Origin of the sequence: Planococcus sp. ANT_H30 (genome assembly GCF_008369335.1) — a bacterium.
Lineage (GTDB): Bacteria > Bacillota > Bacilli > Bacillales_A > Planococcaceae > Planococcus > Planococcus kocurii.
This window is the reverse complement of the sequence record NZ_VOBJ01000003.1, coordinates 21,554-47,531: the sequence shown is the minus strand read 5'-3', so window position 1 is coordinate 47,531 and position 25,978 is coordinate 21,554. Positions and strand designations below refer to the sequence as shown.

General features: G+C 40.5%; 27 protein-coding genes. 15 read left to right on the top strand and 12 right to left on the bottom strand.

Features of this window, described 5'->3' with window-relative positions:
* Window positions 1-12: 12 nt before the first annotated feature.
* The 4 genes from FQ085_RS08685 to FQ085_RS08670 all read left to right on the top strand — a co-directional run bounded on the left by FQ085_RS08685 (window position 13) and on the right by FQ085_RS08670 (window position 3,407).
* Entirely contained in the window at window positions 13-873 is an 861-nt protein-coding gene (locus tag FQ085_RS08685; protein WP_058386411.1) for a CvfB family protein, read from the top strand.
* Between the two features lie 53 nt (window positions 874-926).
* Window positions 927-1,814, top strand: a complete 888-nt coding sequence (locus FQ085_RS08680) for a DUF1002 domain-containing protein (protein WP_149456402.1) — start codon at window positions 927-929, stop codon at window positions 1,812-1,814.
* A 365-nt stretch (window positions 1,815-2,179) separates the two neighbouring features.
* On the top strand, window positions 2,180-2,461 hold the full coding sequence (locus FQ085_RS08675; RefSeq protein ID WP_149456401.1) for a GNAT family N-acetyltransferase: 282 nt from the start codon (window positions 2,180-2,182) through the stop codon (window positions 2,459-2,461).
* Window positions 2,462-2,849: 388 nt separating this feature from the next.
* Window positions 2,850-3,407 (top strand): DUF4064 domain-containing protein, encoded by a 558-nt coding sequence (locus FQ085_RS08670; protein WP_149456400.1) that lies wholly within the window; start codon window positions 2,850-2,852, stop codon window positions 3,405-3,407.
* 81 nt (window positions 3,408-3,488) lie between these two features.
* Here FQ085_RS08670 and FQ085_RS08665 read toward each other — a convergent pair whose 3' ends face one another.
* Window positions 3,489-3,980, bottom strand: a complete 492-nt coding sequence (locus FQ085_RS08665) for a GNAT family N-acetyltransferase (RefSeq protein WP_078080108.1) — start codon at window positions 3,978-3,980, stop codon at window positions 3,489-3,491.
* A gap of 97 nt (window positions 3,981-4,077) precedes the next feature.
* Here FQ085_RS08665 and FQ085_RS08660 point away from each other — a divergent pair, with 97 nt between their 5' ends.
* Both FQ085_RS08660 and FQ085_RS08655 read left to right on the top strand, forming a co-directional pair.
* Window positions 4,078-4,524 carry a GNAT family N-acetyltransferase gene (locus FQ085_RS08660; RefSeq protein WP_149456399.1) on the top strand — a complete coding sequence of 149 codons (447 nt, stop codon included), beginning with the start codon at window positions 4,078-4,080 and terminating at the stop codon, window positions 4,522-4,524.
* A gap of 93 nt (window positions 4,525-4,617) precedes the next feature.
* Entirely contained in the window at window positions 4,618-5,010 is a 393-nt protein-coding gene (locus tag FQ085_RS08655; RefSeq protein ID WP_071153525.1) for a hypothetical protein, read from the top strand.
* Between the two features lie 152 nt (window positions 5,011-5,162).
* On the opposite strand, the gene FQ085_RS08650 is transcribed toward FQ085_RS08655, so the two are convergent.
* Window positions 5,163-6,290, bottom strand: a complete 1,128-nt coding sequence (locus tag FQ085_RS08650; RefSeq protein ID WP_149456398.1) for an MFS transporter — start codon at window positions 6,288-6,290, stop codon at window positions 5,163-5,165.
* A 103-nt stretch (window positions 6,291-6,393) separates the two neighbouring features.
* Between FQ085_RS08650 and FQ085_RS08645 the strand changes: the two genes are divergently transcribed.
* From FQ085_RS08645 to FQ085_RS08625, 5 genes are all read left to right on the top strand, one after another.
* On the top strand, window positions 6,394-7,290 hold the full coding sequence (locus FQ085_RS08645) for a diacylglycerol/lipid kinase family protein (protein ID WP_149456397.1): 897 nt from the start codon (window positions 6,394-6,396) through the stop codon (window positions 7,288-7,290).
* A gap of 339 nt (window positions 7,291-7,629) precedes the next feature.
* Window positions 7,630-8,415, top strand: coding sequence for an AraC family transcriptional regulator (locus FQ085_RS08640; protein ID WP_058386402.1), 786 nt, complete (start codon window positions 7,630-7,632; stop codon window positions 8,413-8,415).
* 169 nt (window positions 8,416-8,584) lie between these two features.
* Window positions 8,585-9,364 carry a membrane protein insertase YidC gene (gene yidC, locus FQ085_RS08635; protein ID WP_149456396.1) on the top strand — a complete coding sequence of 260 codons (780 nt, stop codon included), beginning with the start codon at window positions 8,585-8,587 and terminating at the stop codon, window positions 9,362-9,364.
* Between the two features lie 53 nt (window positions 9,365-9,417).
* Window positions 9,418-9,663, top strand: a complete 246-nt coding sequence (locus FQ085_RS08630) for a hypothetical protein (RefSeq protein ID WP_058386400.1) — start codon at window positions 9,418-9,420, stop codon at window positions 9,661-9,663.
* 401 nt (window positions 9,664-10,064) lie between these two features.
* Window positions 10,065-10,862, top strand: coding sequence for a M15 family metallopeptidase (locus FQ085_RS08625; RefSeq protein ID WP_149456395.1), 798 nt, complete (start codon window positions 10,065-10,067; stop codon window positions 10,860-10,862).
* 87 nt (window positions 10,863-10,949) lie between these two features.
* On the opposite strand, the gene cls is transcribed toward FQ085_RS08625, so the two are convergent.
* The 5 genes from cls to FQ085_RS08600 form a co-directional block, all read right to left on the bottom strand.
* Window positions 10,950-12,404 (bottom strand): cardiolipin synthase, encoded by a 1,455-nt coding sequence (gene cls / locus FQ085_RS08620; protein WP_149456394.1) that lies wholly within the window; start codon window positions 12,402-12,404, stop codon window positions 10,950-10,952.
* A 153-nt stretch (window positions 12,405-12,557) separates the two neighbouring features.
* Window positions 12,558-13,388: a squalene/phytoene synthase family protein gene (locus FQ085_RS08615; protein WP_149456393.1), complete on the bottom strand. Its 831-nt coding sequence runs from the start codon at window positions 13,386-13,388 to the stop codon at window positions 12,558-12,560.
* Window positions 13,389-13,570: 182 nt separating this feature from the next.
* Window positions 13,571-14,290 (bottom strand): HAD-IIB family hydrolase, encoded by a 720-nt coding sequence (locus FQ085_RS08610; RefSeq protein WP_149456392.1) that lies wholly within the window; start codon window positions 14,288-14,290, stop codon window positions 13,571-13,573.
* Window positions 14,235-15,497 carry a glycosyltransferase gene (locus FQ085_RS08605; RefSeq protein ID WP_149456391.1) on the bottom strand — a complete coding sequence of 421 codons (1,263 nt, stop codon included), beginning with the start codon at window positions 15,495-15,497 and terminating at the stop codon, window positions 14,235-14,237. Before FQ085_RS08605 ends, FQ085_RS08610 begins: the two co-directional genes overlap by 56 nt.
* A 157-nt stretch (window positions 15,498-15,654) precedes the next feature.
* Window positions 15,655-16,500 (bottom strand): MBL fold metallo-hydrolase, encoded by an 846-nt coding sequence (locus FQ085_RS08600; protein ID WP_149456390.1) that lies wholly within the window; start codon window positions 16,498-16,500, stop codon window positions 15,655-15,657.
* A gap of 167 nt (window positions 16,501-16,667) precedes the next feature.
* Here FQ085_RS08600 and FQ085_RS08595 point away from each other — a divergent pair, with 167 nt between their 5' ends.
* From FQ085_RS08595 to FQ085_RS18440, 3 genes are all read left to right on the top strand, one after another.
* Entirely contained in the window at window positions 16,668-17,783 is a 1,116-nt protein-coding gene (locus FQ085_RS08595) for an NAD(P)/FAD-dependent oxidoreductase (RefSeq protein ID WP_149456534.1), read from the top strand.
* Between the two features lie 16 nt (window positions 17,784-17,799).
* The gene (locus FQ085_RS08590) at window positions 17,800-19,356 is read left to right on the top strand and encodes a GNAT family N-acetyltransferase (RefSeq protein WP_058386393.1); all 1,557 of its coding nucleotides are present in this window, start codon (window positions 17,800-17,802) and stop codon (window positions 19,354-19,356) included.
* A 214-nt stretch (window positions 19,357-19,570) separates the two neighbouring features.
* Window positions 19,571-19,891 (top strand): DUF5658 family protein, encoded by a 321-nt coding sequence (locus FQ085_RS18440; protein WP_223145202.1) that lies wholly within the window; start codon window positions 19,571-19,573, stop codon window positions 19,889-19,891.
* A 66-nt stretch (window positions 19,892-19,957) separates the two neighbouring features.
* Here FQ085_RS18440 and FQ085_RS08585 read toward each other — a convergent pair whose 3' ends face one another.
* The 4 genes from FQ085_RS08585 to FQ085_RS08570 all read right to left on the bottom strand — a co-directional run bounded on the left by FQ085_RS08585 (window position 19,958) and on the right by FQ085_RS08570 (window position 24,279).
* Window positions 19,958-21,139 (bottom strand): MFS transporter, encoded by a 1,182-nt coding sequence (locus tag FQ085_RS08585; RefSeq protein ID WP_058386392.1) that lies wholly within the window; start codon window positions 21,137-21,139, stop codon window positions 19,958-19,960.
* A 114-nt stretch (window positions 21,140-21,253) separates the two neighbouring features.
* Window positions 21,254-23,641 (bottom strand): heavy metal translocating P-type ATPase, encoded by a 2,388-nt coding sequence (locus FQ085_RS08580; RefSeq protein ID WP_149456389.1) that lies wholly within the window; start codon window positions 23,639-23,641, stop codon window positions 21,254-21,256.
* A 76-nt stretch (window positions 23,642-23,717) separates the two neighbouring features.
* A complete protein-coding gene (gene copZ / locus FQ085_RS08575) occupies window positions 23,718-23,939 on the bottom strand; it encodes a copper chaperone CopZ (protein ID WP_149456388.1) in 222 nt (73 codons plus the stop codon).
* A gap of 16 nt (window positions 23,940-23,955) precedes the next feature.
* Window positions 23,956-24,279: a metal-sensitive transcriptional regulator gene (locus tag FQ085_RS08570; protein WP_058386389.1), complete on the bottom strand. Its 324-nt coding sequence runs from the start codon at window positions 24,277-24,279 to the stop codon at window positions 23,956-23,958.
* 231 nt (window positions 24,280-24,510) lie between these two features.
* Here FQ085_RS08570 and FQ085_RS18030 point away from each other — a divergent pair, with 231 nt between their 5' ends.
* On the top strand, window positions 24,511-24,651 hold the full coding sequence (locus FQ085_RS18030) for an Lmo0850 family protein (RefSeq protein ID WP_169793164.1): 141 nt from the start codon (window positions 24,511-24,513) through the stop codon (window positions 24,649-24,651).
* Window positions 24,652-24,678: 27 nt separating this feature from the next.
* On the opposite strand, the gene FQ085_RS08565 is transcribed toward FQ085_RS18030, so the two are convergent.
* Window positions 24,679-25,860 carry an FtsW/RodA/SpoVE family cell cycle protein gene (locus FQ085_RS08565; protein WP_058386388.1) on the bottom strand — a complete coding sequence of 394 codons (1,182 nt, stop codon included), beginning with the start codon at window positions 25,858-25,860 and terminating at the stop codon, window positions 24,679-24,681.
* Window positions 25,861-25,978: the final 118 nt, after the last annotated feature.

Below are 25,978 nucleotides of genomic sequence, written 5' to 3'. Positions count from 1 at the left end.
GAGGAGCTAATTATGGCGTTACACCCAGGATTAAAAGCATTACTACAAGTGAAAGATCGTTCGACATCGCAATGGATTTTATCAGATGGCTCAGGCGATGAAGTAATGATGAACGAATCAGAAATAGAAGAAGGCCAGGAAATTGGAGAAGAAATTGAAGTTTTTCTTTACCGCAATCGACAAGGTGGCGTTTCAGCAACTCCAATGATTCCGCATATTCTGCCAAGTGAGTATGGCTGGGCTAAAGTATTAAAAGTATCTCAGCGTGAAGGTGCAGTAGTGGATATTGGCACGACACGTGAAGTGTATTTGTTGCCTGCGGACCTTCCACAAATTTTGGAGTTGTGGCCAAAACAAGGTGATCATATTTTTATGACACTTCGAACAGATCGTCACGGTGATTTGTACGGACGTCTAGCAACCGAAGAAAAAGTACTAGAATTGATGCAACCAGCTCCGGAAACAGTTTTCAATCAAAATTTACAGGCACGTGCTTATCGATTATTGCCAGTCGGTACGTTTATGCTATCTGTACCTGATATGCACCGAATTTTCATCCATGAAACTGAACGTCAAGAAGAGCCGCGTTTAGGAGAAGAAAAAACAGTTCGTATTATTGGCGTAAAAGATGATGGAACATTAAATGGTTCTTTATTGCCGCGCAAACAAGAACGCTTACTGGACGATTCTGAACAAATTATGCGTTATCTAGAAGAGTCAGGCGGGCAAATGCCATTTACCGACAAGTCTTCTCCAGACGAAATTCAAGAAATTTTCGGCATGAGCAAAGCTGCTTTTAAGCGAGCTATTGGTAAGTTGTATAAAAATCGGCAGATCATCCAGGAAGAAGGATGGACTAAGTCAACTAAGTAAAGGAACCTTTTCAAGTTAATTTCGTATTAATTTGAAGAAAGGGGCAAGTTAAAATGAAAAAAATAATGACTGTCATAGCATTACTGTTTACACTGTCTGTCGTATTGCCGTCATACAGTTCGGCAAATGTTGGCATTAACGAAAAATTCGGTCTGCCAATCGTCGTCTATGGAGGGAATTTATCAGCTGATGAAAAAGCATCTGTAGCTGACAGCCTAGATGTCGCAGAAGAAGTAGACGTAGAAGAAATTGAAGTGACCGGTGAAGATTTGATCAAGTACATTAAAGACGGAGATTCCCGTGCCAATATGTATTCATCTGCTAAAATTACTCGTAAAGATGAAGGCGCAGGATTAGTCATTAACATCGTGACACCAGAAAACATCACACAAGTGACTTCTGAAATGTATGGAAATGCTATGCTGACAGCGGGTATCGAAAACGCTACAGTAGAAGTTGCGGCACCAAAAGCGGTAACTGGCCATTCGGCACTTGTCGGAATCTACAAAGCCTATGAAGTGAATGGTGAAAAGTTGGATCCAGAACGGACAGACGTCGCCAATGATGAGTTAACTGTTGCAACTGAACTTGCAGATGGCGGGATAGAAGATGCTAAAGTCAGTGAGTTATTAACTGAAATCAAAAAACAAATTGCTGAAAAAAATCCTGCATCACGCGAAGAAGTAGAACAAATTGTTGAAGAACAATTGAGCAAACTTCAAATTGAGTTGAGTCCGGAAGACCGTCAATTATTAGTAGATTTGATGGACCGCATTCGTCAATTGGATATTGACTTTTCAAAGTGGTCAACGCAATTGGAAGACTTGAGTAAGACGATTGAGGATAAGCTTACGACAATCGTTCATGACGAAGGCTTCTGGGAAAGTGTGAAATCTTTCTTTAAAAAAATAGCCGATACAGTTAGCGGTTGGATAAACTAATTTGAAGCAGACATACTCTCCTTTCGAGAATGTGTCTGTTTTTTTGTTGAATCAAATGGTTTGCAGGAAATAAAAGTGAATGATAGGATAAGTTTGTTATCTTGAATTCGAGATAAGAACAATTTCATAAATCGGGGTACATGCCGTTAATTTGGGTTTCTAACGTAAGTGAAAAAATCAAAGAATAGCTACTCTGTAAAGAAGAGCAAGCTATTTAGGTGTTTTTAACAGGAGATGAAGGTCTGCTTGGCGAAATACATATAAACAAACGTTCGTAACTTTCGATATTTTAGTAACAGAACATATTGAAATTGACGTGTTTTTATCTGTTGAAGAGGAATTAGTGAATAGGAGGAGACTGAAAAATGGATTTTAAATTGGTTGAATTAGGCAGTGATGAATTTGCTTACCGTCTGGAAGTAGAAGGCGTTATGAAAGCAGAGATTGCGTGGACGAAGTTAGCTGACGTGATGGTGATTGAACATACTTTTGTCGATGAATCAATGCGCAACAAAGGTCTGGCTAAAAAATTATTAGACCAGGCGGTGAACTTTGCTCGTAAAAATAATTTTAAAGTAGAGCCCGTGTGTTCTTATGCAGTAACTGCTTTTGATCGTTACAAAGAATACGACGATGTGAAAATATAGAAATTTATACCCTGTTCTATTAGCTATACCAACAAAAAGGCATACAAAAAGCAATCCTCTTTCAATTGAGTGGATTGCTTTTTGTTAATAGTCTGCTATGTAGTTTTCCATTCATTACCTCCATTTAAATGCTGGTTATAAAAAGAACGATGGCTGTCAAGACTGATGCTCCACCAACTCCGTACATAAAATCTGCTTGACTAAAAATTAGATTTTTTTCCATTTTTTAGAACCCCTTTCAAATCTTTGTTATTAATAAAATACCCAGAAGAGAGCTGTTTAAACAGGTTTTATTAATTTAATTAAGGGAAAAGCATAAAGTAAGCAACTAAACTCTGCAATTATTACGTATACTAGCTTAAGAACTCAAAAGAAAGAGGTGAATCGCATGATTCAGAACACCGTGAATCGAGCGGGTGAAAAAGTATTAGGTATTATTGGAATTGTTTTTAACATTTTAGCAATGGCTTTAATCGGTTTTGCGATGGTCAGTTATTCGACTATGCCAGAGATGCGACAATTCATGGAAGAGGAAATGTTAGCAGATCCGACAATAACAAATCCAGAGGATGTACAGTTAATGCTAGATATGATGTCTTCAGGTTTTAATGTTGTGGGATGGGTAACGATTGCATTATTGGCGCTAAGTACAATTTTGGCGATTGTGGCGCTAATCAATCTTCGTAAAAAAGGGAAAGCATCGATTGCTGGCGTATTCTTTATTATTGCAGGATTGTTTGCGGGATTGTTGTCATTAACGTCTATTCTGTTTTACATCGCTGCCATTATGTGTTTTGTCCGAAAACCTCGGATAGAGTCAAATCAGAATTTACGTGGTGATGATTTTAAATACCAAGAAGATCAGTTGCACCGCAAAGAAGATTCATTACGTAACGACGATACAACAATACGTAATGATGATGACACCCCTTACCGTCCACTATAGGAGTGTTCCACAAATAAAAAAGACGTTCAGGCTGAAATCGCCTGAACGTCTTTTTTATTGAATTTTTAAAAACAGCTACCTCTACAAGGCGGCTGTTTTTAAGTAGTAAACGTATTTGGCAGTTTGCAAAGGATGTCCTTCGAATAATTCTTCGAATTCCTCCAAAAACTTGAAGCCGTTCGTTTCATAGAAGTTGCGACCCTTTGTATTTTCACTTTCAACATAGACAAATAACTGATGGCCATTAGCAAGATGGCTTAAACCACTGTCAAATAATTGCTTGCCGTAGCCGGAACGTTGAAATTCTGGTTTCATGTAAATAGCGATTAGCTCAGCATCGCCATCCTCATCGACTTTCGTGAAGTTGGCAAAACCAACAGGCTGCCCTTCGTGTTCCGCCAGTAATAAAATGGTTCTTTTTAAACGCATCTCCATCATCGGAGTAGAATAGGATTTATCGAGAAAACTTTCTTGAACAGTAGAGGGAATGATTCCTGCATACGTATCATTCCAACTTACTTTGGCGATCTCTTGAACAGATGAGATATCTGCAGATGTACCGGTACGAATCATGTAATCACCTCTGAAATTCTTTCTGCAATCATATCAAAAATAAAGGTGAATAGCCACTAATGTGGAATAATAGAGGTAAAGGGGGGACTATTAAGATATGGATTTTAAAATTTATCAGTTTGATGATTTATCAGCACGGATATTATATGATGTGCTAAAGTTGCGAGTTGATGTATTTGTAGTTGAACAAAACTGTCCTTACCCAGAAATAGATGGTTTGGACCAGCAATCTATTCATTTACTTTACAGTGAAAATGATGCGATATTGGCCTATGCGCGATTAGTTCCGGCTGGTCTTAAGTATGAATTTCCGTCAATTGGTCGTGTTATCGTGCATGAAGAGGCAAGAGGACGCGGTTTAGCCAAACAATTGCTCGAAAAGAGCATCGACTATATTTCGGAACAATGGCAGGCGCAGGCAATTCAATTGCAAGGACAAGTATACTTGCAAGAGTTCTATCAATCTTTTGGATTCCAACCTACTTCAGAAAGCTATGACGAAGATGGGATCCCGCACGTTGACATGAAGTGGACGCGTAATTAACTGTAATACTTTTGACATCTAATTTAGGATTAGCTTTGTGAAAAGCGGGGTAAATAGTAAGTATTGAAAAAAACGAATAAAGGAGTGCTGTAAATGGCAAGAGGAAGAGGTCTCTTATTAGCAGGTTTAGCTGCTGGAGCATATGCATATTTTAAAAATCCTGAAAATCGTGAAAAAGCCACTAAGGCTTTTAATGATACGAAAGTGAAGGTGAATTCTTACATGGAATCACAAAATTTGAACAAAAACGATCATTCAACTGCAAATGACGATAACGTCTCAGACACTACAGAAGATCGAGAAGAAAAAATGGTAGCAGAAGGTGGAGCAGCCGCAAGCATCCAGTACTACAACGAACAACAACAAAAAAAGAAAGACAACGAAACTAGTGATGTGAAGTTGTCATCAAACGACGCTGGTAGCGAGAAGGCTGAAAACACGAAGTCTGCTACTCCAGAAACCAAAATTAACACAGATAATTTATAAAGATAAGAAGCTTTCACGTACGTTTCTGAAACCAAAATTAGTGGAGAAAACATACCTAATCTTCTCCAGCTGTTTTTGCAACAAAAAGACAAAAGGGCTGTCGTCAAAAGTCATGTTTCATGACTTTTTGGGACAGCCCCTTTTACTACCGATTATTTCTTTAAAGTCAGCACATTAAGTAAAGCAGAAGCAACTAATAAAGAGCCACTGACAATAAATCCTTGATTGGGATTGAGGGCTAAAGCCCCTGTAATACCAGAACCGATAACGACACCAGCAGAGAAAAAGGCGTAAAAGTAACCATAGGATCTTCCGCGAGACGAAGTGCTGGTCGAATCGATTAAAATGGAATTGATGGACGGAAACAGCAAAGCAAATCCAAGTCCATAAAAACACATACCCACATAAAGCAACAGTTCGGTTGACACCAAACTTACAAAGAATAATGAAACTCCCATGATGGTAAATCCAGCGATTAACGTATAAATGGGTTTAACGATGTCAAAAATTCGGTTGGTTGGGAGCAGAAATACTAAGATTGCAGAAATTCCGAAGGTGCTCAACAACAAGCCGCTAAGTTGAGAATCGAATCCAAGGATATCAACTTTAAGTGGCAACATATAAGCCAGCACACCTTGTGAGAACATCAGGAAAAAGGCACCTGAAAAAGAACGAATCAATCCGATATTTTTTAGAATATCTATCAAAGACGCAGAGTTTTTGATAGTTTTGTGTTTTGTTACGGCGGTTCGACGCAATACTAAAAAGGCCGCTACGCCAACAAGGAAAATCATCGTTCCGGTTAGAAGCATCGTTTCAGGAACATTGTTTCGACTTGTATAGACAGCCCCGTAAGCTGGCCCGACAATCGCAGCTAAACCGATAAAGGCGCCTGATATGGCTGCTCCTTTTCCACGCTTAGCTGTTTCTGTTCGATTGGCTAAGTACGTGAAGGCCGCGGGAACTACAAGTCCAGCTGCTAAGCCGTGCAAAAATCGCACTGCGAGTAAACTATAGGGTCCGTCAATTAAGGAGTAGATGAATAATGTGGTACTTGTCGACACGAGTCCAACGACTAAAATTGCAAATGGGCCTTTTCGATCGGAAAAAATGCCCGAAATAATATTTCCGAACGTATTCGATAATGAATACATACCAACTGCTAATCCGGCGATAAAAGGACTGGCGCCTAAAGACACCGCATACGTACTCATGATAGGTAGCTGGGCGAACAAGTCGAAGAAAGAAAAAAAGATAATCACATAAATGAAAATACGCAAGACGGTTCCTACTTTCTTTAACAATTACAGTTTGTAGAATTTGTCTGCCCAGACATAAGGCACATGACAACTATAAGTGTATTATACCATTGGAGGTCTGATGATGAAAAAAGCAATGTTTATATTAAATCCATCTTCTGGAAAAGAACAAGCTTCTGAATACCGCGACCAAGTTGAAAAGACACTCGTCTCAATGGGATACGAAGTAGATACAAGGGAAACTAAAAAAGCAAAAGATGCTACCCATTTTGCAACAGAAGCCTGTGAGAAAGAATACGATTTCATCGTGGCGATGGGCGGAGATGGTACGATTAACGAGGCGGTATCAGGAATAGCTGAACAGTCTCATGAGCCACTTTTTTCGCTGATTCCACTTGGTACGGTCAACGATTTTGCGCGAGCTTTGGGAATTTCCTTGGACCCACCGTCCGCTATTGAAGCGCTTAAAACGGGTTATGAAAAGCGTGTAGATATTGCTAAAGTCGGAGAACAGTTCTTTATGAATATACTGGCAATTGGTGCCATTGCCGAGTCCACTTATGATATCGATCCAGCAAAAAAAACCAAATTGGGGGCGTTGGCCTATTTTATTGAAGGGGTAAAGGCCATTGCAGCTGACTCAGAAACCTATTTCGAAGTTGAACATGATAATGGGCTATGGTCTGGAGAAGCGAAATTAGTGCTCGTCGCTTTAACGAATTCAGTAGGTGGATTTGAAAAATTAGCTCCTGAAGCCTTAACAGATGATGGTCTACTGCATCTATATATTGTGAAAAATGCTGCTTTGCCAGCTTTTGTCCGCATTGCAACTTCAGTACTTAGAGGAAAGTTAGAAGAAGATCCAGCAGTAGAAGTCATTCATACGACAAAAGTATCGATTAAAACAAACGAACCTTTATCCAGTAATATTGATGGAGATGAAGGCTGCGCAACTCCATTTATCATTGAAGTATTACCGCGCCATATCCGTGCGTTAATTCCACCAAACGAGGATGAATAACAGGGAAATTTGTATTCTGCTAGTTAAAATGTAGTGGCACAACAGATATGACTACCACACAGGAATTTACAGTAAGTCTGATTTCTATAGATTACTCTGGATTCCTGTTAAAATTAAGTTTTGTGAGTAAAAATGAAACTTATTAAGAGTAAAATCGTCTTATATAGTATAAAAATTGTATTAAAGCATTACTGAAGGCATAAGAGAAAGAATTCACATATAGAGCAAATTACATAAATAAAATACAAAAATAGCAGCTTCACTCTATTATTTTAGTTTATTTCAGTATATAGTTGAGATAATGCCGCAAAAACTTGTACAAAGAAAGACGGGGAAACGATGAATATTATCACAGCACCATCCATTCAAGAAACTATTTCAAAGATCTTTATGAATGAAACAGAAAGTTTAAACCAAATTGATGGATTGGATAAATTTTTTGAGATTGAAACACAGCTAATGTATGAAATTCACCACCTTGAAAAAGAGCGTGCTAAAGAAACATTAAGAGAATTAATTGACATGCTTTCACTTCGTTCCGAAAAAGATATTATCCGATCGATCCGTAATTATTACATCATCCTGTCTTCTGTTATGGCACGAAAACTGTATGAAATGCGTGTGCCGCCTAAAAAAGCATTTGCATTTAACTCTGCTTGTGTGGAATTGGTCGACAAACATATGAATGATTCAGAGTTCATGTTCGTAGCTGATGAGTTAATTGAGTTTTTTGTATCCATTATCTCTGAGCGCAAACAGCCTTCTTTTGGCCATCAAACAGTCAACAAAGTTGTTATTTACATTAATGATGAAGTAGAACGCGATTTATCGGTTGAAGACATTGCCAAACACTTTAGTATTTCAACAAGCCATTTGTCACGTATATTTAGAGAACATGCGGGTATTACACTAGTTGAATATTTGAACGTTCGTCGTGTAGAAGAGTCTCAATACTATCTTCGTCACTCCGATAAAGGCATTTCAGAAATTTCTAAGCAGTTTCATTTTTGCAATCAAAGTTACTTCACGCGAATTTTTAAGAAGTACACGGAAGTTACACCAAAGCAATTTCGTGATAGCCAGCACATTCCATATTTCCGCTATACGTTGCCAAATGCCAAGTAAGGAGAAGAAATTCTCCTTTTTTTCTTGCCATTAAAATGAATTTAGCAAATGGAATGCCGTAATTTTGTCACAAAAATTAAAAATTACACGCGTGTTCTGTTCATGGATTGAATTTTGTTGTGCTTATCGTTATACTTCAAGGTAGTTAAAAAAGGTGAAGGTGACTAATTTGAAAAAGAAAATTACATTATTAATGATGATGGCGTTCGCTGTTGTTTTATTGAGTGGATGTTCGGCGGTAGAAAACAAAGAAGGTATGTTTTATACGGTTTTTGTTAAACCGTTTGACGTGTCGTTGAATTATTTGGGTGACTTGTTTGGTGGAAGTTACGGGTTGGCAATTGTTGTGATTACGGTTATTATTCGTTTAGTATTAATGCCGTTTATGCTGCGGACATACAAACGCCAGCAGGGAATGAAAGTGAAAATGGATGCTATGCGTCCTGAAATGGAAGGCATTCAAAAGCGCTTGAAAGAAACGAAAGACAAGGAAGAACAGATGAAATTGCAACAGGAAATGATGGGGCTTTACAAAAAACACGAAGTAAACCCGTTAAACATGGGGTGCTTGCCTGTCGTTATCCAAATGCCAATCATCATGGGTCTGTACTTTGCTATCCTGCATTCGCCGGATGTTCAAGCCCACGAATTCTTATGGTTTAGTCTAGGTTCGCCGGACGTTATTATGACTTTGATTGCCGGAGCGGTCTATTTCTTCCAGGCAAAAGTATCTTTATGGACTATGCCTGAACAGCAACAAAAACAAATGAAATTGTTCGTCTACATTTCTCCAATTATGATCATGTTCATTTCATTCACATCGATGGCAGCTTTACCGGTATACTGGACAGTCGGCGGGATTCTCCTGATTATCCAAACCTTTATTGGTCGTAAGTTCTACTCGAATCATCCAGAAAAAGCACTGGAAGCAGTAGAAGAGAAAAAATAATAATAAAGAGAGCCGGCAACTATTGCCGGCTTTCTTTTTTAGGAGATACTGATATGAATATGAAACTTGTACAAGGAATAGCAATTGGACTTTTGAGTGTCACAGCATTGACTTTTCTCCTGTTCGGCTATTTAGAAGTAGCTGTGCTGTTCATGACTTTGCTCTTCGTTCTGACAAACAGCTTTCGCTATCGTCATATGAAAGCACAAGGAATGCACCGGGAAGCTAAATGGATGCTTGGCATGTCCGTCGTGTTCGGCCTATTGTTCTTTGTCGTTCTAGGGACGATCTTATTATAGAAAAAGCACAATCTCGTTAGCGAGATTGTGCTTTTTTTGGATAATCATATTTTTCTTTCATACGTTCTTCAAGTAGTGTATCTAATTGATTCATCAATGCCTGGATATCATGTTCTGATAGTTGATCCAATGCTTCCAGCTCCTTAAGCGTTTATAAATAGTTATTCGAAAAGAGATAAAAACTTATGGGGGTCTTTTTGTTGATATTAATGAGGTCTTTTTTTGTCTAATAAATCCATTAAAAAACTCAAGTAAAGTAAAATTTTAAGAAGACATTGTCACATCTTCTGGAAGTAAATCGCTATTTTTAAAAAACAAAGAGAAAAAGCGACTTGTTAACGAAGAATTTCGTCAGCAAGAATGATAGAATAAAATAGAAATCGACAGAAGGAAGGCTTATTATGAAATTTATCAATCGCGTAAATCAAAAAAATAAAAAGTTCTCTATCAAATGGGCGGTGATTGGTGTGTCAGCGATTATGGCTGCATTAGCGGCAGTATGGTTATATATGCACGACTTAGATGTCGAGCAAAGCATGAAAGCATTGACAGACGCCGTGTCGACGGAAGAGTCTGCTGTAGAAACGCCGAAAGACGAAGTTGTAAATCCAACTGAACCGGAATCATCAGAAAAAGCACCGGATGCTAGGGTTTATTCAGAAGACATTGAATTACCGAAAGAGCCAACCATTATTAACGGTGTGCTGTTGGCAAACAAGCAGCATCCGTTACCTGAAACTTATGCACCTGGAGAAGTACCAGAAGCACGATCGGCTTTTGAGACAATGAAAGCAGCAGCGGCTGAAGCGGGTCTCAATCTGCACGGATTTAGTACATATCGTGATTTTGCGCGACAAAAGCAATTGTACGATAGCTATGTAGCGAAGGATGGTCAACAAGCAGCAGATCGATACAGTGCACGTCCTGGCTATTCGGAGCATCAAACAGGTCTGACGTTTGATATTGGAGAAGCTGGAAAAGAACAGCACTGGGCTTCGGCATCGTTTGGTGATACGGAAGGCGGCAAGTGGCTAGCGAGTAACGCACATCAGTATGGATTTATTCTGCGCTATCCAGAAGGCAGCGAACACATCACGGGCTATATGCATGAATCTTGGCATTTCCGATATGTGGGTAAAGACATTGCGACTGAAATCTATCAACAAGACATTACATTAGAAGAATATTTAGGAATTTAAGAAAGTAAAAAACGTCTCCTTTTTTCGGAGACGTTTTTTTTATGAGCCAATTTAGATTCGTAAAAGTTATAAAAAGAATCACTTTTATTATAAAATAGGTGCTAACAGGCGGGCAATCGATTCTTTGGTTTTAATCATTCGTGTGCGATCCAAATACATTTCATAAGTCAATTCAGTCGAGAGCTTCATATCACGATGGAAGAGTTCGGCAAGGTCAGTCGATATCTTTTCGTCGTAAATAAAAGCATTCACTTCAAAATTCAATTTAAAGCTTCGGACATCAATATTGGCGGTACCAACAGTAGATGCTTTATTGTCTGTTACAATCATTTTGGTATGCAAAAAGCCGTTATCGTAAGTGAAAATACGTGCGCCAGCTCTTAACATTTGGCCAATGTAAGAGTAAGTTGCCCAGTAAACAAATGGATGATCTGGTTTATTTGGAATCATAATGCGGACATCGATACCTGATAAAGCTGCGATGCGAATCGCATCGTAGAAAGTAGCATCTGGTATAAAATAAGGTGTTTGTACGTAAACATAATCTTTAGCCAAGTTGATTAACTTTACGTACCCGTCTTTTATCTGTTCCCAATCTTCGTCAGGACCACTAGAAACGATTTGCATAGACGTATTTCCTTGCGCTGGTTTAACAGGAAAGAAAAATTCATCGTATTCAATGTCATGGTGTACGGATGCCTGATTCCAATCACGGATAAAGCGTGTTTGCAAAGGGTGCAGGGCACTGCCTTCAATACGCAAATGAGTGTCACGCCAGTACCCAAATTTTCGGCTTAATCCAATGTACTCATCGCCCACGTTAAAGCCACCGAGATATCCCACTTGGCCATCGATTACGACAATTTTTCGGTGATTGCGATAATTTAACCGCGGATTGATGATAGGTAAAATTGAGGGGAAGAAAGTTTCGACTTCTCCTCCAGCTGCTAATAATTCTTTGAAATGCCGTTTTCTTAAACTACGTGAACCCATATCGTCATAAAGTAAGCGCACTTTCACGCCTTCTTTTGCTTTAGCAGTTAAAGCATCGACAATCCGAGTGCCTAATTCATCTAATCTGAAAATGTAGTATTGGATATGAATATGGTTTTTGGCAGTTGCGATGTCCTTGAGTAGTGAATCAAATTTTTCACGACCATCATTAAAAATTTGAACACTGTTGTCTTGAGTCAGCAAAGCACCATTATTTCTTAAATGTAAGTAAATTAAATCGGAATACTTTTTTGTGTTGGGATCTTTAAATTCAAACTCGTGATCGTGCAATTCGTTCATTTGATGAGCAATCAGGCTTTCGATACCGATTCGTTTGTTGCCTTCCCACTTGAAAAGTGTCTTTTTTCTCAAGCGTCTGCCCAAAAACAAATAAATGAAGAAACCAAAAATTGGAATAAAAAATAAGACCAGTAGCCAAGCCCATGTAGAAGAGGCATCTCGTCGTTCAAGAAATACGAGCGCTGCTGCAAGCATAATGTTTAATACAAAAATGGCTGCCGTAAGAACACTAATAATGGTTACTGTCATTGGAATTCTCCTAACTTTAAAAACTTGCACAAGTAAATGCAACAATCCTTTAATCCCTGTGTCTAAAAATATGCAATTAAAAGAAAAACAGGCTTTTCCATAGCCGCAGATTCAAAAAATCCAGCCTCTTTAGAAACAGCAGGCTGGAGCAGGCTAGCTTAAATGTTCTTCTTGTTTTAACTGTTCTACGATGCCTTCGACTTCCATCCGGCTCATCTTTTCTTTTCCGGACTTCAACGCTTTTAGCGTACTATGTGCTAAAGCTAACGGAACTTTGCAGAACATGAGAATTCGCTTGTTTTTTATGGGTTTGACATACTGGTCAGCTTTAGCCAAGTTGTTTTTGGCGTAATTGAACATGTCTTCACGTGTCCAACCTGCCGGCACAAACGTCACACCTCGTTCGAAATCTTCATCGTAATTTCGCAACATATTGACGGCCTGTAATCCTCGGCCAAAAGCGATAGCGTGGTCTGGGTCTGTTATTGTTCCGTCATGCCAGTACCAGATGTCTGAAAGCATTGTGCCAACGAGTCCGGCTACGTAGTACGTATACTCATCTAAATCTTCTTTTGTTTTAATGACCCAGTCTTTTTCTACCCATTTGGACATGCCGCCAGCCATAATGGCTGTAGATTCCATTACTTGCCCTCTTATCTCCTCAGGGCAAACACTAATCCAGTCAGCTAAACGCATAGTAACGGGAGGAAGAAAATTTTCATAGGGAGCAACAAGCTCCAAGTATTGGGACTCATTAAAATCTGTTTCCAGCATTTGTTGAATGGTGCTCAGTAACTGAATTTTAATCTGATCTTCTAGTTCGGGATGATCCTCAATTTCATCAATCGCGCGCATACAAAGGTAGGCTGAGCCAACAGTTTTCTTCAACGTGGGTTCTAAAAAGCTGATTGGGATGAAAAAGGTCCGGCTTGTTTCTTTTAGCATAGCCAAGGACTCTTTTTGTAAATTCGAAACTTTGCTCATCTCAATTTCCTCCTGTTGTGTGGTTTGACATTCATGGACTTTAAATATGGCAAACCTTCTGATTACAAAATGATCTCCTACTAAATATAAACCATATAGGTAAAAAAACAAACCTTTACCCTAGAACCTTAAATTTCGAAGAAAAAACCCCTTCAAACAAATTTCTGCTTAAAGGGTTAGGCTCAATCTGTATAAAAATAGCGCCAAGCTTCATGAATGCCGCCTGCAAATTCTTGTTTGGCCCGGTAAATAGACGGGTGCTCAGTTTGTTTGAGTAGTTCAGGCTGTGCATTGCCAACGATGACTGAAGGAAAACCCAGTGTCAACATTTCTACGTCATTTCCAGAATCACCGGCCACTAACAATTTAGCTGTATTTAGCTTGTACTTATCCAAAATATATTGAAGAGCCTGTCCTTTGCCGCTACCGGATGGCAGGATATCGACATCACGACCGCCACTGTAAATCAGCTTGTGCGGAATGCCGGCTTTATTTAGTTGTGAACGAAAAGCTTCTACAATAGCTAGATCTGAAGCGAAGTAAGAACAGCGTGTAGTGATTGGCAAATTTTGCGAAACCAAACCTGGAATCACTCTAGCAATTGCCTCTATTTGTTGTGGCATCCAAGACTTTTCCAAGAATGCAGACCATTCAAGGTCTGGCTTTAATGAATCGCCTATGTAAATGCCGGTTCCCACGTCTGTAATAAGCACGTGGGGAACCGGTAAATTTTGTTCTGCCATGAGAGATAAGGCAGATTGGTAATGACGTCCGGTAATATAAATTAACGAAACTGTATAAGCTTGGTCATTATAAAAATCCATCAATTTTTTTAAACTATTGCGATCACCGACGAGCGTTCCGTCTAAATCTGTTGCCAACAAATGCGTTGCTCTGTTCATCGATAATCACCTCGTACAATGTATTTATGCGTTTGGAAATAGAATCCCAGTCAAAATCTTTGCGCGCAATTTGCACGGCTTGACGACTTAATCGTTCAGTTAATAATGCATTTGCTGACAAGACCTCCATCGCAATCGCCAAGTCAATTTCATTTTTTGTTTCGACTAACAGACCGGTAATACCATCTTGAACAACGTTTTTTAATCCACCAATATCTGAAGCAACAACGGGACTGCCACAGGCCTGAGCTTCTGCAGCGACCATTCCGAATGATTCATAAAAGCTTGGTACAATTGTAGCTGTAGCTGAGTTAAATAATAATGCCAGCTCTTCTTGAGACTGCGAACCTAAGAACTCGACGCGATGTTCAATCCCGCGAACGGCTTCACGCAATTTTTGGTCTTTAGGTAAATTTGTTTCCAAATCGATAGATTCAGCATCTCCACCAGCAATAATCAAATAAGGTGTATCGGTAGGACCCGTTTTTTCTACTAGTAATTGAAAAGCTTTTAGCAGTGTAAAAATTCCTTTAGTTACTTCCAGTCTTCCGGCAAAAACAAAAAGAGGGTTGTGGTAACCGAATTTTTTGCGTAAATGTGATCGGTTTCCGCGTACTTTAAATGCTTGGTCTACACCGATGGGGATAACTTTGATGGGAGAAGGAGAGTCGACAAAAGTTTGGATCAATTGTTTTTCGTTATTAGTAGTAGCAAGTACACAGTCTGCATTTTTTAAAATAGCTCCTTCTGCATTCATCCGGCGCTGATCATGAACTCCTGTTGCTTTTTCTTTTGCCCATGCGAGTGAGTGAGCGGTGTGTACATAAGGCAATCCAAAGTCTTTTTTCAGTTTTTTACCGATTAAACCAGATAACCAATAATGAGTATGGACAATATCATAGGATTCCAGATTTACTGTACTTTTTAGCTCTTCATAAAAGGCAGGGAGCATTGCGTACATCTCGTCTTTTGACACGAATCCTTTATGTCCAGATTCCAATCTGATTACTCGACATGCTGCCCCGAACGTTTCTATTTGAGGTGCTGAAGAATCGCACCAATGAGTTGCGACGTCTACTTGCCATCCTTTGTTTTCTAATGCGAGTGCTAATTGCTTTACGTAATTATTTTGGCCACCCGCTTGTTTGCCACCGAGTTCAGCTAATGGATCGCCATGATCCGAAATAAATAATGCTTTCTTACTCATAAAAGCTCAACTCCTTTTCGTGTTATTGGTCGTTTAGTAAAATAGGTTATCATAGTTATTTACCCATACTACGAAATTCTAAACACTGTATTTTGAATTGTCATTCTTTTTTGAAATCAGCAGGAACCAACAAGTTGTTCCTACTGATAAATGGTAGTTATTTTGTGTGGACGTATTTACCGTGAGCAGGCACCGCGGTTTTTTGAAAATTCTCTGCCAAATCAACCAATCCTTTAGCGAGAGCTGCGCCAGTCATTGGTTTGCCGTGACCTGTTGCAGCGATTGAAGGCTTAAGGTCAGCCAGTTTGCAGACAGACTCCCAAGCGGCACGCCAATCTGTTGTGAAATAAACAGGTGGACCGTGTATTTCTTTTTTCTGTCGCAGAACTTTATACAACGAATCTTGTTTCACCGTAACAAAAGCATCGCCCGCAATGAGAAGACGATCTTGTTCGCGGAACAGTGAGACATGACCCGCTGAATGTCCTGGTGTATGAATCGATTGCCACCCCGGCATTGTTGGGACGCTGCCATCTGACGGTAGTTCATGGAGATGCGCAGAAATATCAATTGCTTTGGCTGGGAAAATGCCTGACATTTTTGCCAACAGTCCGCCTTCGACTGTCGTATCAGGCTTTGGATAATCAGTGATGCCTTTTAAGTAAGAAAATTCAAGAGGGTGCGCATAAACCGGCACTTTGTATTGTTCTAAAATATCAATGAGACTACCCACATGATCAAAATGACCATGTGTTAGAATGATGGCTTTGAGCTGATGCTCAGGTCCAAAGCGTTTTTCTGCGGCCTCGAGGATTTTATTCGCATTATGTGGCATGCCTGCATCAATTAATACCCACTCGTTACTGGTAGCGGGATTGCCGATAAAGAAAACATTGGCTACTTGGACGGTATAGCAGTATACATCGGGAGCTATCTCGACTCCAGACCCGCTCTGAATAGAAGTTATGGGCAATAGGTTTTCAGTTGATTGACTTCTTTCCATAAGATTAGTTCCTCCTCTGGTAAACTTCTGCTGACATTACTACTAATAGCTTTACCCGAAATTCTAAATTTGAATCCGTATCAGGCTAAATCTATGAGATGGATTTGAGTCTCTTGGCTGACTGGATTAGAATGAAGACACAAGACTTTTGGAAACTGGGTGTTTACATGAAATCATTAATTATTATTGGTTCAGGAATTTTAGGAGCCTCTACTGCCTACCATGCAGCCAAAGCTGGAGCGTCAGTCACTTTAATAGATAGAGGCGATAAAGGACAAGCAACGGGAGCGGCAGCGGGTATCGTTTGTCCATGGATTTCGCAGCGAAGAAACAAAGCATGGTACGGACTAGCGAAAAGCGGTGCCAAGTATTATCCTGAATTGATTCGTGAGCTTGAAGCTTTAGGTGAAACCGATACGGGTTACAAACAAGTCGGCATCGTTAGCATCCATGAAGAGAGCAAACTAGATAAGATGGAGCAAAAAGCATATAAACGAAGAGTGGATGCACCTGAAATGGGAGACATCAAGAGACTGTCATCAAAAGAAACAATAGCCCTTTTTCCGTATGCGACAGAGGAATATGGAGCGCTTTGGGTCAGCGGAGCGGCTCGAGTGGATGGAAAAGCCATTCGAGACGCTTTGATTTCTTCGGCTGTAAAACTTGGAGCAGAGCGTTTAACCGGCGATGCTGAATTGTTTGTAGAAAACTCACAAGTGGTTGGCGTTCTAGTAGAAGGACAAAAAATCTATGCAGAACGAGTCATCTCGACAGGAGGCGCATGGGCTGCAGATTTGTTCAAACCCTTGGAATTAGATTTAGATATTGTGCCACAAAAAGCGCAAATTCTTCAGTTGCAAGCAGATGAACAGAGTACAGGCGATTGGCCAGTTGCTATGGTTCCTTACGGTCAATACATTGTGCCTTTTGCGAACGGTAGAATTGTTGCTGGAGCTACCCATGAAAACGGAGTAGGCTTTGATGACAAATTAACAGCGGGCGGTATTCACCACATTCTAGATAAAACATTAGAAGCAGCACCTGGGCTTGGGCAAACGGAAATGGCGGGTGCTGCTACCGGATTTCGTCCAGCTACCACAAGTGCATTGCCATTTATTGGTCAAGTTCCGGGCTACGAAAACTTCTATGTGGCAAACGGACTTGGCGCTTCAGGTCTGACTGCAGGTCCTTATTTGGGAGGGCAACTAGCAAAACTCGCACTTGGGGAACTTGTTGATATCGATTTGAGTCTTTATCAAGTAGAAGATGCATTTAGAAGCTGAAGGGAGGCGGAAGATCATGTATTGGTGCAAAGTTGCTCGAACCGAGGCGGAATTTAAGGACATTGCGCGTTTAAACTACGAAACCTTTGTGGAAGAAATTCCTCAACACCAAGCAAATGACAGTGGGACGCGCACGGATCTATTTCATAAACAAAATACCTACTTAATTGTGTTGTCAGGAGTGGAGGTAGTTGGAATGATTGCGCTACGTTCTGAACGTCCTTTTTCGTTGGATCTCAAAATTGGATCTATTGAAGAGTTCCTACCAGATGCCGGTAAGGTTTGTGAAATCCGTTTGCTGGCCGTTCGAAAAGAACATCGGAATGGGCGTGTTTTTTTCCTTTTAGCACGCGCCCTGTCCGATTATTGTCTCGAGCAAGGGTTTGACTCGGCAGTGATTTCCGGAACAGTCCGTCAGATGAAACTGTATGGACAGCTGGGCTTTCGAGCATTTGCGGAACCAATGGGGACAGGCGCAGCTGTCTTTGTTCCAATGGTCACGACACGTCATCAGTACAATGATTCTGTCGCAGCGAGGTTACAAGCAAAGCGCCGCTTATTTTTACCTGGTCCTGTGGCGTTAACTGCGGAACTCGCTACTCCTTTTCAAGAAGCACCTATTTCTCACAGGTCCGCGGCTTTTCGTGAAGTTCGACAAGAAGTAGACCGCATGCTCGAAGAAATGACGGAAATGATTCCACATCTGCTTTCAGGGAGTGGCACTTTAGCAAACGAAGCAATGCTTGGGCAAATCAAGCGGCTAAACTCCAAAGGGCTGATTTTAGTAAATGGCGAATTTGGCAAACGGTTAGTCCAACAAGCACAGCGATTAAGCATGGAATTTGAGGTAGTTGAAGAAGCGTGGGGTCAAGCTTTTCAAATGGAAAAAATAGCGCGTCAGCTGGAACAAGAGAATGTCAGTTGGGTTTTGATGGCTCATGGCGAAACGTCTACTGGTCAATTAAATGATTTTCGTATACTAGCTGATACATGTAAACAGCGAAATGTGAAATTGTGTTTAGATTGCATTAGCAGTTTTGGTGCCGTACCGTTGTCATTGGAAAATGTGTGGCTTGCGACAGCAACGAGTGGCAAAGCACTTGGAACATTAAGTGGAGTCGCTATCGTTTTTAGTAGCCATAAAATTGATCCAGACGACAACTTGCCAAGTTATTTGGATTTGGGGCTTTATGCAACAGATGTACCGTTTACGTTTTCTGCAAGTTTATTAGAAAGCATGCATCGCGCATTAAAAGCGTATCCTGCGCGTTATGAACGATTAAAACAACGGTTTATACAAATGAAAGAAGATACGAAAGACTGGCCAAACTTGGCTACTGGCTACCCGACGTCTCGCACATTTAAAATAATAGAAGAGACTCGATTTTTAGTCGAAGATGCTCATCTTTCAGGATTTGAGTTACATTGTGCCAGCAGTTATTTGAAAGTGCGTCAGTTGTTCCAAGTTTCTTGCATCCAACCCGAGTTCGAAAAGGATTGGCAGCATTTTCTCGAGTTTCACGACGTCTATCAGCGCTATCATACAAAAGAAAAAGCCTATCATGAAGAGTGATGGGCTTTTTTGCGAGTTTGTTGTCGTCAAGTTCTTGGTAAATCAATGACATGGGGCATGCATAGTAGCTTTCTCGGTTTTAATAGAATCGATCGGTTATTCCTAGGTGTATAAAAAATATATGAACAAATACCTGTTTTTATTGTCTGAAAATTAAGAAATAAGGGTAACCCATTACTAAGGTCATGTATTTCTAGTAAATGGGGTGTAAAGCATGAGGTCTGATCAGCAAAGTAACCCGTTAAAAAAATATGTCTGGTGCTTAGTCATTTTGAATTTTTTTGATGGGATGTTGACCTACATAGGTCTCTCATTTGGTGTTATAAACGAAGCCAATCCATTGTTAGTGTCATTATCTCCCTTAGCTCTCCTCGGCATCAAAATCTTATTGTCTTGTTGTCTCTTCAGCTTCCTCTTTACACCATTCATCGAGATTCAATCCCGCACATGGCGTTATACACTTTTTTTCGCAAACTTGCTTTATTCAGGCGTTCTCCTACTTCATTTAATGTGGCTAATCATTTTGTTTGTATAGCTAGAAGAAATTCGACTACAAAAAAGCACCGCTAGCAGCGATGCTTATGCTAAGTAGAAACGCCAATTACGCAGAAGCATTGGCTTTGTTTGTTGTGGCTAAAGATTTAGTAGAAGCTTTAAACAGTAGGATGAGCAAGATGCTAGCTAGTGCCAGCGCTGCAGATAAATAATAAATTCCCCCTGCTTGCATGGTGAGCAGCCACGTAAATGCCAAAGGACCAATAATGCGACCTAGGTTGTCCATTGAATAAGTCAATCCAGCAGCTGTACCGTACTTACCCCCTGATTCTTTTGACGTCAGTGATACCAATGCAGTACGAGAAAGGGCATTCCCAGCAGTAAAGATGCTTAGTGCAACACCTGCGAAAATCAAACTGTTGGTAAAGGGGAGAATAACCAAGCCGAGAGCTGTAACGACTTGTGCACCAATGATCCATTTTGTTTCAGCACCATCTTTTATGCGGCGGACGACGCCACCTTGAATCGCGGCATCAACCAGTCCGCTAGCGATGAACAAATAACCAAGCTGAAGTGGAGTAATGCTAATTTGGTCAATTTGAAACAATTGAAAAGTTGATTCTAACCCCGCTAGTAAGATGGTAACCATAAAGGACATTAAAAATAAATAGCGGATACGGAATTGCCAGAGTGTGCTAGAGCCTTTTGGCAAAAGCGCACGTTTTGTTGCTTCACCTTTACGAACAGGCTCTTTTAAGACGAGGCTTGCATAGCCCATCAATAGCAGAACCAGTACTGCAGAAACCGTGAACGGTAACGAAAGAGACACAGAGCCGAGCAAGCCTCCGATTGCAGGTCCAAAAATAAACCCAAGACCGATCGACATGCCAAGAAAGCCCATATATTTATTGCGATCTTCATTTGTGGTGATATCTGCTACATAGCCTGTGACAGCCGTGTAAAGTGCACCAGAGAATAAACCACCGACAATACGTGAAAAGTACAATAACATTAAATGATCTAGAAATAGTGAAAATAAGAAAAAACTCAAGCTAAAGCCGGCTAAACCGACAAGGATCAGTTTCTTGCGCCCGGTTCGATCAGAAAGTCTTCCCCATAGTGGTGCAGTGAAAAAAGAAGATAGGGCATAGATCGTGATGAGTCCACCGACATGGATTTCTGAATAACCTTGTTGAACGATTACTTCGGGTAAAATTGGGATAATAATGCCGAAACCTAAGTAAACAAAAAACTGAACGGACATCAATAGTAAGATGGTTTTTTTCATAATAAGAAATTCCCGCTTTCTGAAAAGAATGTGTCCTTATTTTACCCTTGTTTCTTCTATAGAACAATGATCGAAAAAAAGAGAGCCAGAAATGGCTCTCTCAAAAATGAATAATTATTTATTTAGTTTTACACGTTGAAGTCGCAACGCATTCATCACAACTGATACGGAACTGAAAGCCATCGCTGCACCAGCAAGCCAAGGAGCTAAGAAGCCAGCTGCTGCAATTGGAATGCCGATTGTGTTATAGGCGAGTGCCCAAAACAGATTCTGTTTAATATTGCGGACAGTTAAGCGACTCATTCGAATCGCGTCGACCACTCTCAGCAAATCACCTTGCATTAATGTGATGTCGGCGGCTTCCATCGCAATCGCTGTTCCAGTGCCCATTGCCATACCAACATCAGCAGTAGCTAAAGCAGGTGCATCGTTCAATCCATCTCCAGCCATCGCAACGCGTCGGCCTTGTTCTTGAAGTTTTAAAATAACATCTGCTTTTTCGGCAGGTAAAACGCCTGCAAATACTTCATCAATGCCGACTTGTTTAGCAATCGCCATTGCTGTTTGTTCTTGATCTCCGGTTAGCATGACGACATGTAGACCCATATCGCGCATTTCCTGAATTGCCTGTTTGGCATTTTCTTTAACCGTGTCAGCTACTGCAACAAGTCCACCATACTGGCCATCGACTGCGATGAACATAACGGTTTTGCCGTCTCGTTCAAAGATTTCTGCTTGAGATTCGTCAATTGCGATTCCTTCCATCAAGCGTCGATTGCCCATTACGATTTGGCGATTTGCTACTGTTGCGCGGATGCCGTGTCCTGGTATCGCTTCAAACGAACTAACGTTTAGGTTAGCGTCACCAAAATCAGAGATGGCTTGCGCCACAGGGTGTTCAGATTGACTTTCTGCGCTAGCCGCCAAATTTTTCAAATCCGTTAAGTCAAAATTAGCTACTGGAATAAAGTCTGTTACAACAGGACGCCCATTGGTGATCGTTCCTGTTTTATCCAAGACAATCGTATCGATATGTTTGGTGTTTTCTAGTGACTCAGCTGTTTTAAAAAGAACACCTTGTTCAGCAGCACGTCCAGACCCTGCCATAATGGAAGTCGGTGTAGCCATACCAAGTGCACAAGGGCAGGCAATAACGAGTACTGCAATGGTACTTTCGAGAGCAGCTGGAAAATTTCCTGGTGAAACTAGGAAATACCAGGTGATAAACGTAATGACTGCGATTCCTACGACAACAGGAACAAAAATACTGGAAATTTGGTCAGCGAGCCGCTGAATCGGCGCCTTAGATCCTTGTGCTTGTTCGACGACGCGAATAATATTCGATAAGACGGTATCTTTACCAATCTTGTCAGCCTGCACGCGAAGTGAGCCGTTAGAATTGACGGTCGCTGCAAACACAGCGTCGCCTGTTTCTTTATCAACCGGCAAACTTTCACCCGTTAGCATGGATTCATCAACGGCTGAATTGCCCGAAAGAACAGCAGCATCAACAGGAATCGATGCTCCTGGTTTAATCAATAGAATATCGCCTGTTTTAACTTCTGAGATGGGCAAGCTAACGAATTCGTCTCCGCGCTCGACCAATGCATGTTGAGGCTGAAGCTTCATCAGTTTTTTTATTGCATCTGAAGAACGCCCCTTGGCTCTTGCTTCAAATACTTTTCCTAAAATAATCAGCGTGATTAAGACCGCACTCGTTTCGAAGTATAACCCCATATTATGGCTCATATTCCAATTGGCAAGAACTAAATAGACGCTGTAAAAGTAAGCGGCCGATGTGCCGAGTGCGACCAAAACGTCCATATTAGCTGATTTGTTTTTCAAAGAAAAATAGGCACCTTTATAGAAAGAAGCGCCAATCCAAAATTGAACAGGTGTTGCGAGTCCCCACTGGACGAGTGGATTCATCAAAATATCAGGTACATACATCCAGGAAGTGAAAGAGAAGTGGCTAAACATAGTCCACAGTAAAGGGAAGGAAAATGCGGCTGATATCCAGAACAAACGAGTTTTCTTTTTGATTTCCTGTTGTTTGTAGTCGGTGGCTTCATCGCTTTCCTGATTAAGAATCGCATCATAACCGAGTGATTGAATCCGTTTGATAAAATCCTCAGGCTTGACAGCGTTGGGATTATACGAAATGTGCCCCGTTTCCATGGCTAGATTGACATTGGCTAATTGAACACCTTCCATTTTACCCAATACTTTTTCAATACGCGCCGAACAATTGGCACACGTCATCCCTTGGATAGAAAAGTCGATTTCTTCTTGTCGCACTCCGTATCCTAATTGTTCTATCTTATGTTGCATTGCCGATGCAGAGGCTTGCTCATCGTCATAGACGACCGAAGCTTTTTCGGTGGCAAAGTTGACTGTAGCTTGTGAAACGCCCGGCAATTTTTGAAGACCTTTTTCGACGCGATTCGCACACGCTGCACAGGTCATTCCAGTAATCGCCACTTCAGTTTTTTTTGTGCTCATAATTCTCCCACCCTTCCTGAAATTATATACCTATTGGGGGTATAATGTTTTGAAAAAAATAACTGCGTTTCCGCAGTTACTCACTTAAAGCTGCGACATCGTATCCTTGATCTTCAATGGCTTCCGCAATTTGAGCCACATCAATAGCTGAGGCGTCATAAGCTACATCAACAGAAGCGTTTTCTAAAGAGACCTCTACTTTGTCGACTCCTGGTAAAGCCATAACACTTTCTGTTACAGATTTCACACAATGTTGGCACGACATGCCGCCTACTTGTAAATTAATTTGTTCTTTCATCATAATTTCCTCCTTGTTATTTCCGCATCATTTTTTGGATGGTTATAAGTAGTTCATCTAATACTTCTTCTTCACCATTTTCGAGACGATCTTTAACGCACCCTTTTAAATGGCCTTCTAACAAAACTTTAGTAACGCTGTTTAGTGCAGACTGAGTAGCCGCAAGTTGTGTGATGATGTCATCGCAATAAACATCTTTCTCCACCATACCTTTTATACCCCGGACTTGTCCTTCCACGCGGTTCAGACGGTTGGTCAAATCCCTTTTAACGGAGAGGGGATGGTGGCTTTTTCGACAAGAGTTATCCAGTGCAAAGGGTTTTTCAATTAATTCGCTCATCTGAAGATTCTCCTCTCCTAAATCTGCTTATATTATACCTCTATGGGGTATATAAATCAAAGGATTTACATTTTCTTCGCAATTGTCATCAAAATGATAAGTTTAAAATTCTGAAATGATGGTATTATATACATAGACACAGAAAAGTCAACGATTTGCATCTTGCTTATGAAACGTAGCAAGTTTACATACGTCCTTATAGGTAACGAAAAATACAAAGAGGTGATCTGGATGGCGAAAAACGTAGACGTTCGCAACATTGTTTCAAATTTATCGAAACTAGGAATCCAAGCAAAAATCACAAAATCCCGAGTCGAGTTAATAAAAGCAATTGCCTTGCCGCAACCAATCCAAGCGCAATCTCAACAATAAAAACTCCGGCGCACTGCGCCGGAGTTTTTATTTTTTGTTTTTATCGAACATATAGTTCTTGTGATGAAATTTCATGCTAAAGACAATTCCGAGTGCTAGCATATTCCCGATCAACGAACTACCTCCGTAACTAATGAAGGGAAGCGGAATTCCGGTAATTGGCAAAAGTTGAATCGTCATGCCGATGTTCTGGAATACGTGAAATGTGATCATCGCAATAATTCCTGCGCATACATAAGTGCTGAACATATCTTTGAATTGCAGTGTTATCTTGGTCAAATGATAGATAAGCATGAAAAACAAGATGATAACAGTACTCGCTCCGACAAATCCGAAATCTTCTGAGATCACAGTAAAGATAAAATCTGTATGGTTTTCCGGCACGTAAACCTGTCGTCCTTGATAACCTTTGCCGAATACTTCTCCTGATCCGATAGCATTCAATGCCGCAATTAAATTATATCCGCCAGATTCTGCGTAGGAATACGGGTCAAGCCACGTATAAATACGCTCGAACATATATGGTTTTAATCCAAAAGCGCTAGACAGAAAATCTTGGGCATTAATAGTCATCCATAGCAAGACGCTGCCAACAACAGCGACACCACCAAAACTCGGCGCAATAATCTTCCAAGAAATTCCTGACACAACCACAACGGCTAAAGTGATAGCAATAAAAACAAGAGCAGTTCCTAAATCAGGTTGAAGCAGGATAAAGCCAAGAGGGATAGCCAGACAAAGACCAATTTTTCCAAGAAGAAAAAAATCGGATTTGATGGATTTTATCAAATTTTGTTCGTGGTGGGTAGAAATCATTTTTGCCAGCGCTAATATATAGAAAGTTTTCATAAACTCAGCGGGCTGAATGTTGACAAATGGTGTGTGAAACCAAGCTTTGGCACCGTTGACTGGCTCAGCTATCTGACCAACACCGTCAGGCGAAATCATAAGTAGAATCAGCAAGAAAATACCGAAACCATATAAGTAATAAGCCATCTTTTTGTATTGTTCAGGATCAAAATACATCAAAACCCCAATCATTACGACAGAAACAACATAAAATAAAGCTTGTCTTGGAACAAAGTTCGTTAAATACTGACCAGAAGTCTGAGCAGAAGAAATGGCCACTAGACTGATGATGAAGAACAGAAATAAGATGAAAGCTAGCGACCAGTCGATTCGATCGGTAAAGCTTTTGTTAGTTTGCATGGTATTTTCACCTGTACTTTTTATTATTGTGAGTCGAAAACTATTATAACGTATATAACTGCAATATGCGCATGATAAAAGTAATGACGCTTTCGAAGCAGGTATGTTTCATATTTCT

Coding starts and splice junctions, on each gene's coding strand:
- FQ085_RS08685 (WP_058386411.1), top strand. CDS start 13: ATGGCGTTACACCCAGGATTAAAAGCATTACTACAAGTGAAAGATCGT.
- FQ085_RS08680 (WP_149456402.1), top strand. CDS start 927: ATGAAAAAAATAATGACTGTCATAGCATTACTGTTTACACTGTCTGTC.
- FQ085_RS08675 (WP_149456401.1), top strand. CDS start 2,180: ATGGATTTTAAATTGGTTGAATTAGGCAGTGATGAATTTGCTTACCGT.
- FQ085_RS08670 (WP_149456400.1), top strand. CDS start 2,850: ATGATTCAGAACACCGTGAATCGAGCGGGTGAAAAAGTATTAGGTATT.
- FQ085_RS08665 (WP_078080108.1), bottom strand. CDS start 3,980: ATGATTCGTACCGGTACATCTGCAGATATCTCATCTGTTCAAGAGATC.
- FQ085_RS08660 (WP_149456399.1), top strand. CDS start 4,078: ATGGATTTTAAAATTTATCAGTTTGATGATTTATCAGCACGGATATTA.
- FQ085_RS08655 (WP_071153525.1), top strand. CDS start 4,618: ATGGCAAGAGGAAGAGGTCTCTTATTAGCAGGTTTAGCTGCTGGAGCA.
- FQ085_RS08645 (WP_149456397.1), top strand. CDS start 6,394: ATGAAAAAAGCAATGTTTATATTAAATCCATCTTCTGGAAAAGAACAA.
- FQ085_RS08640 (WP_058386402.1), top strand. CDS start 7,630: ATGAATATTATCACAGCACCATCCATTCAAGAAACTATTTCAAAGATC.
- FQ085_RS08630 (WP_058386400.1), top strand. CDS start 9,418: ATGAATATGAAACTTGTACAAGGAATAGCAATTGGACTTTTGAGTGTC.
- FQ085_RS08625 (WP_149456395.1), top strand. CDS start 10,065: ATGAAATTTATCAATCGCGTAAATCAAAAAAATAAAAAGTTCTCTATC.
- cls (WP_149456394.1), bottom strand. CDS start 12,404: ATGACAGTAACCATTATTAGTGTTCTTACGGCAGCCATTTTTGTATTA.
- FQ085_RS08615 (WP_149456393.1), bottom strand. CDS start 13,388: ATGAGCAAAGTTTCGAATTTACAAAAAGAGTCCTTGGCTATGCTAAAA.
- FQ085_RS08610 (WP_149456392.1), bottom strand. CDS start 14,290: ATGAACAGAGCAACGCATTTGTTGGCAACAGATTTAGACGGAACGCTC.
- FQ085_RS08605 (WP_149456391.1), bottom strand. CDS start 15,497: ATGAGTAAGAAAGCATTATTTATTTCGGATCATGGCGATCCATTAGCT.
- FQ085_RS08600 (WP_149456390.1), bottom strand. CDS start 16,500: ATGGAAAGAAGTCAATCAACTGAAAACCTATTGCCCATAACTTCTATT.
- FQ085_RS08595 (WP_149456534.1), top strand. CDS start 16,668: ATGAAATCATTAATTATTATTGGTTCAGGAATTTTAGGAGCCTCTACT.
- FQ085_RS08590 (WP_058386393.1), top strand. CDS start 17,800: ATGTATTGGTGCAAAGTTGCTCGAACCGAGGCGGAATTTAAGGACATT.
- FQ085_RS18440 (WP_223145202.1), top strand. CDS start 19,571: ATGAGGTCTGATCAGCAAAGTAACCCGTTAAAAAAATATGTCTGGTGC.
- FQ085_RS08585 (WP_058386392.1), bottom strand. CDS start 21,139: ATGAAAAAAACCATCTTACTATTGATGTCCGTTCAGTTTTTTGTTTAC.
- FQ085_RS08580 (WP_149456389.1), bottom strand. CDS start 23,641: ATGAGCACAAAAAAAACTGAAGTGGCGATTACTGGAATGACCTGTGCA.
- copZ (WP_149456388.1), bottom strand. CDS start 23,939: ATGAAAGAACAAATTAATTTACAAGTAGGCGGCATGTCGTGCCAACAT.
- FQ085_RS08570 (WP_058386389.1), bottom strand. CDS start 24,279: ATGAGCGAATTAATTGAAAAACCCTTTGCACTGGATAACTCTTGTCGA.
- FQ085_RS18030 (WP_169793164.1), top strand. CDS start 24,511: ATGGCGAAAAACGTAGACGTTCGCAACATTGTTTCAAATTTATCGAAA.
- FQ085_RS08565 (WP_058386388.1), bottom strand. CDS start 25,860: ATGCAAACTAACAAAAGCTTTACCGATCGAATCGACTGGTCGCTAGCT.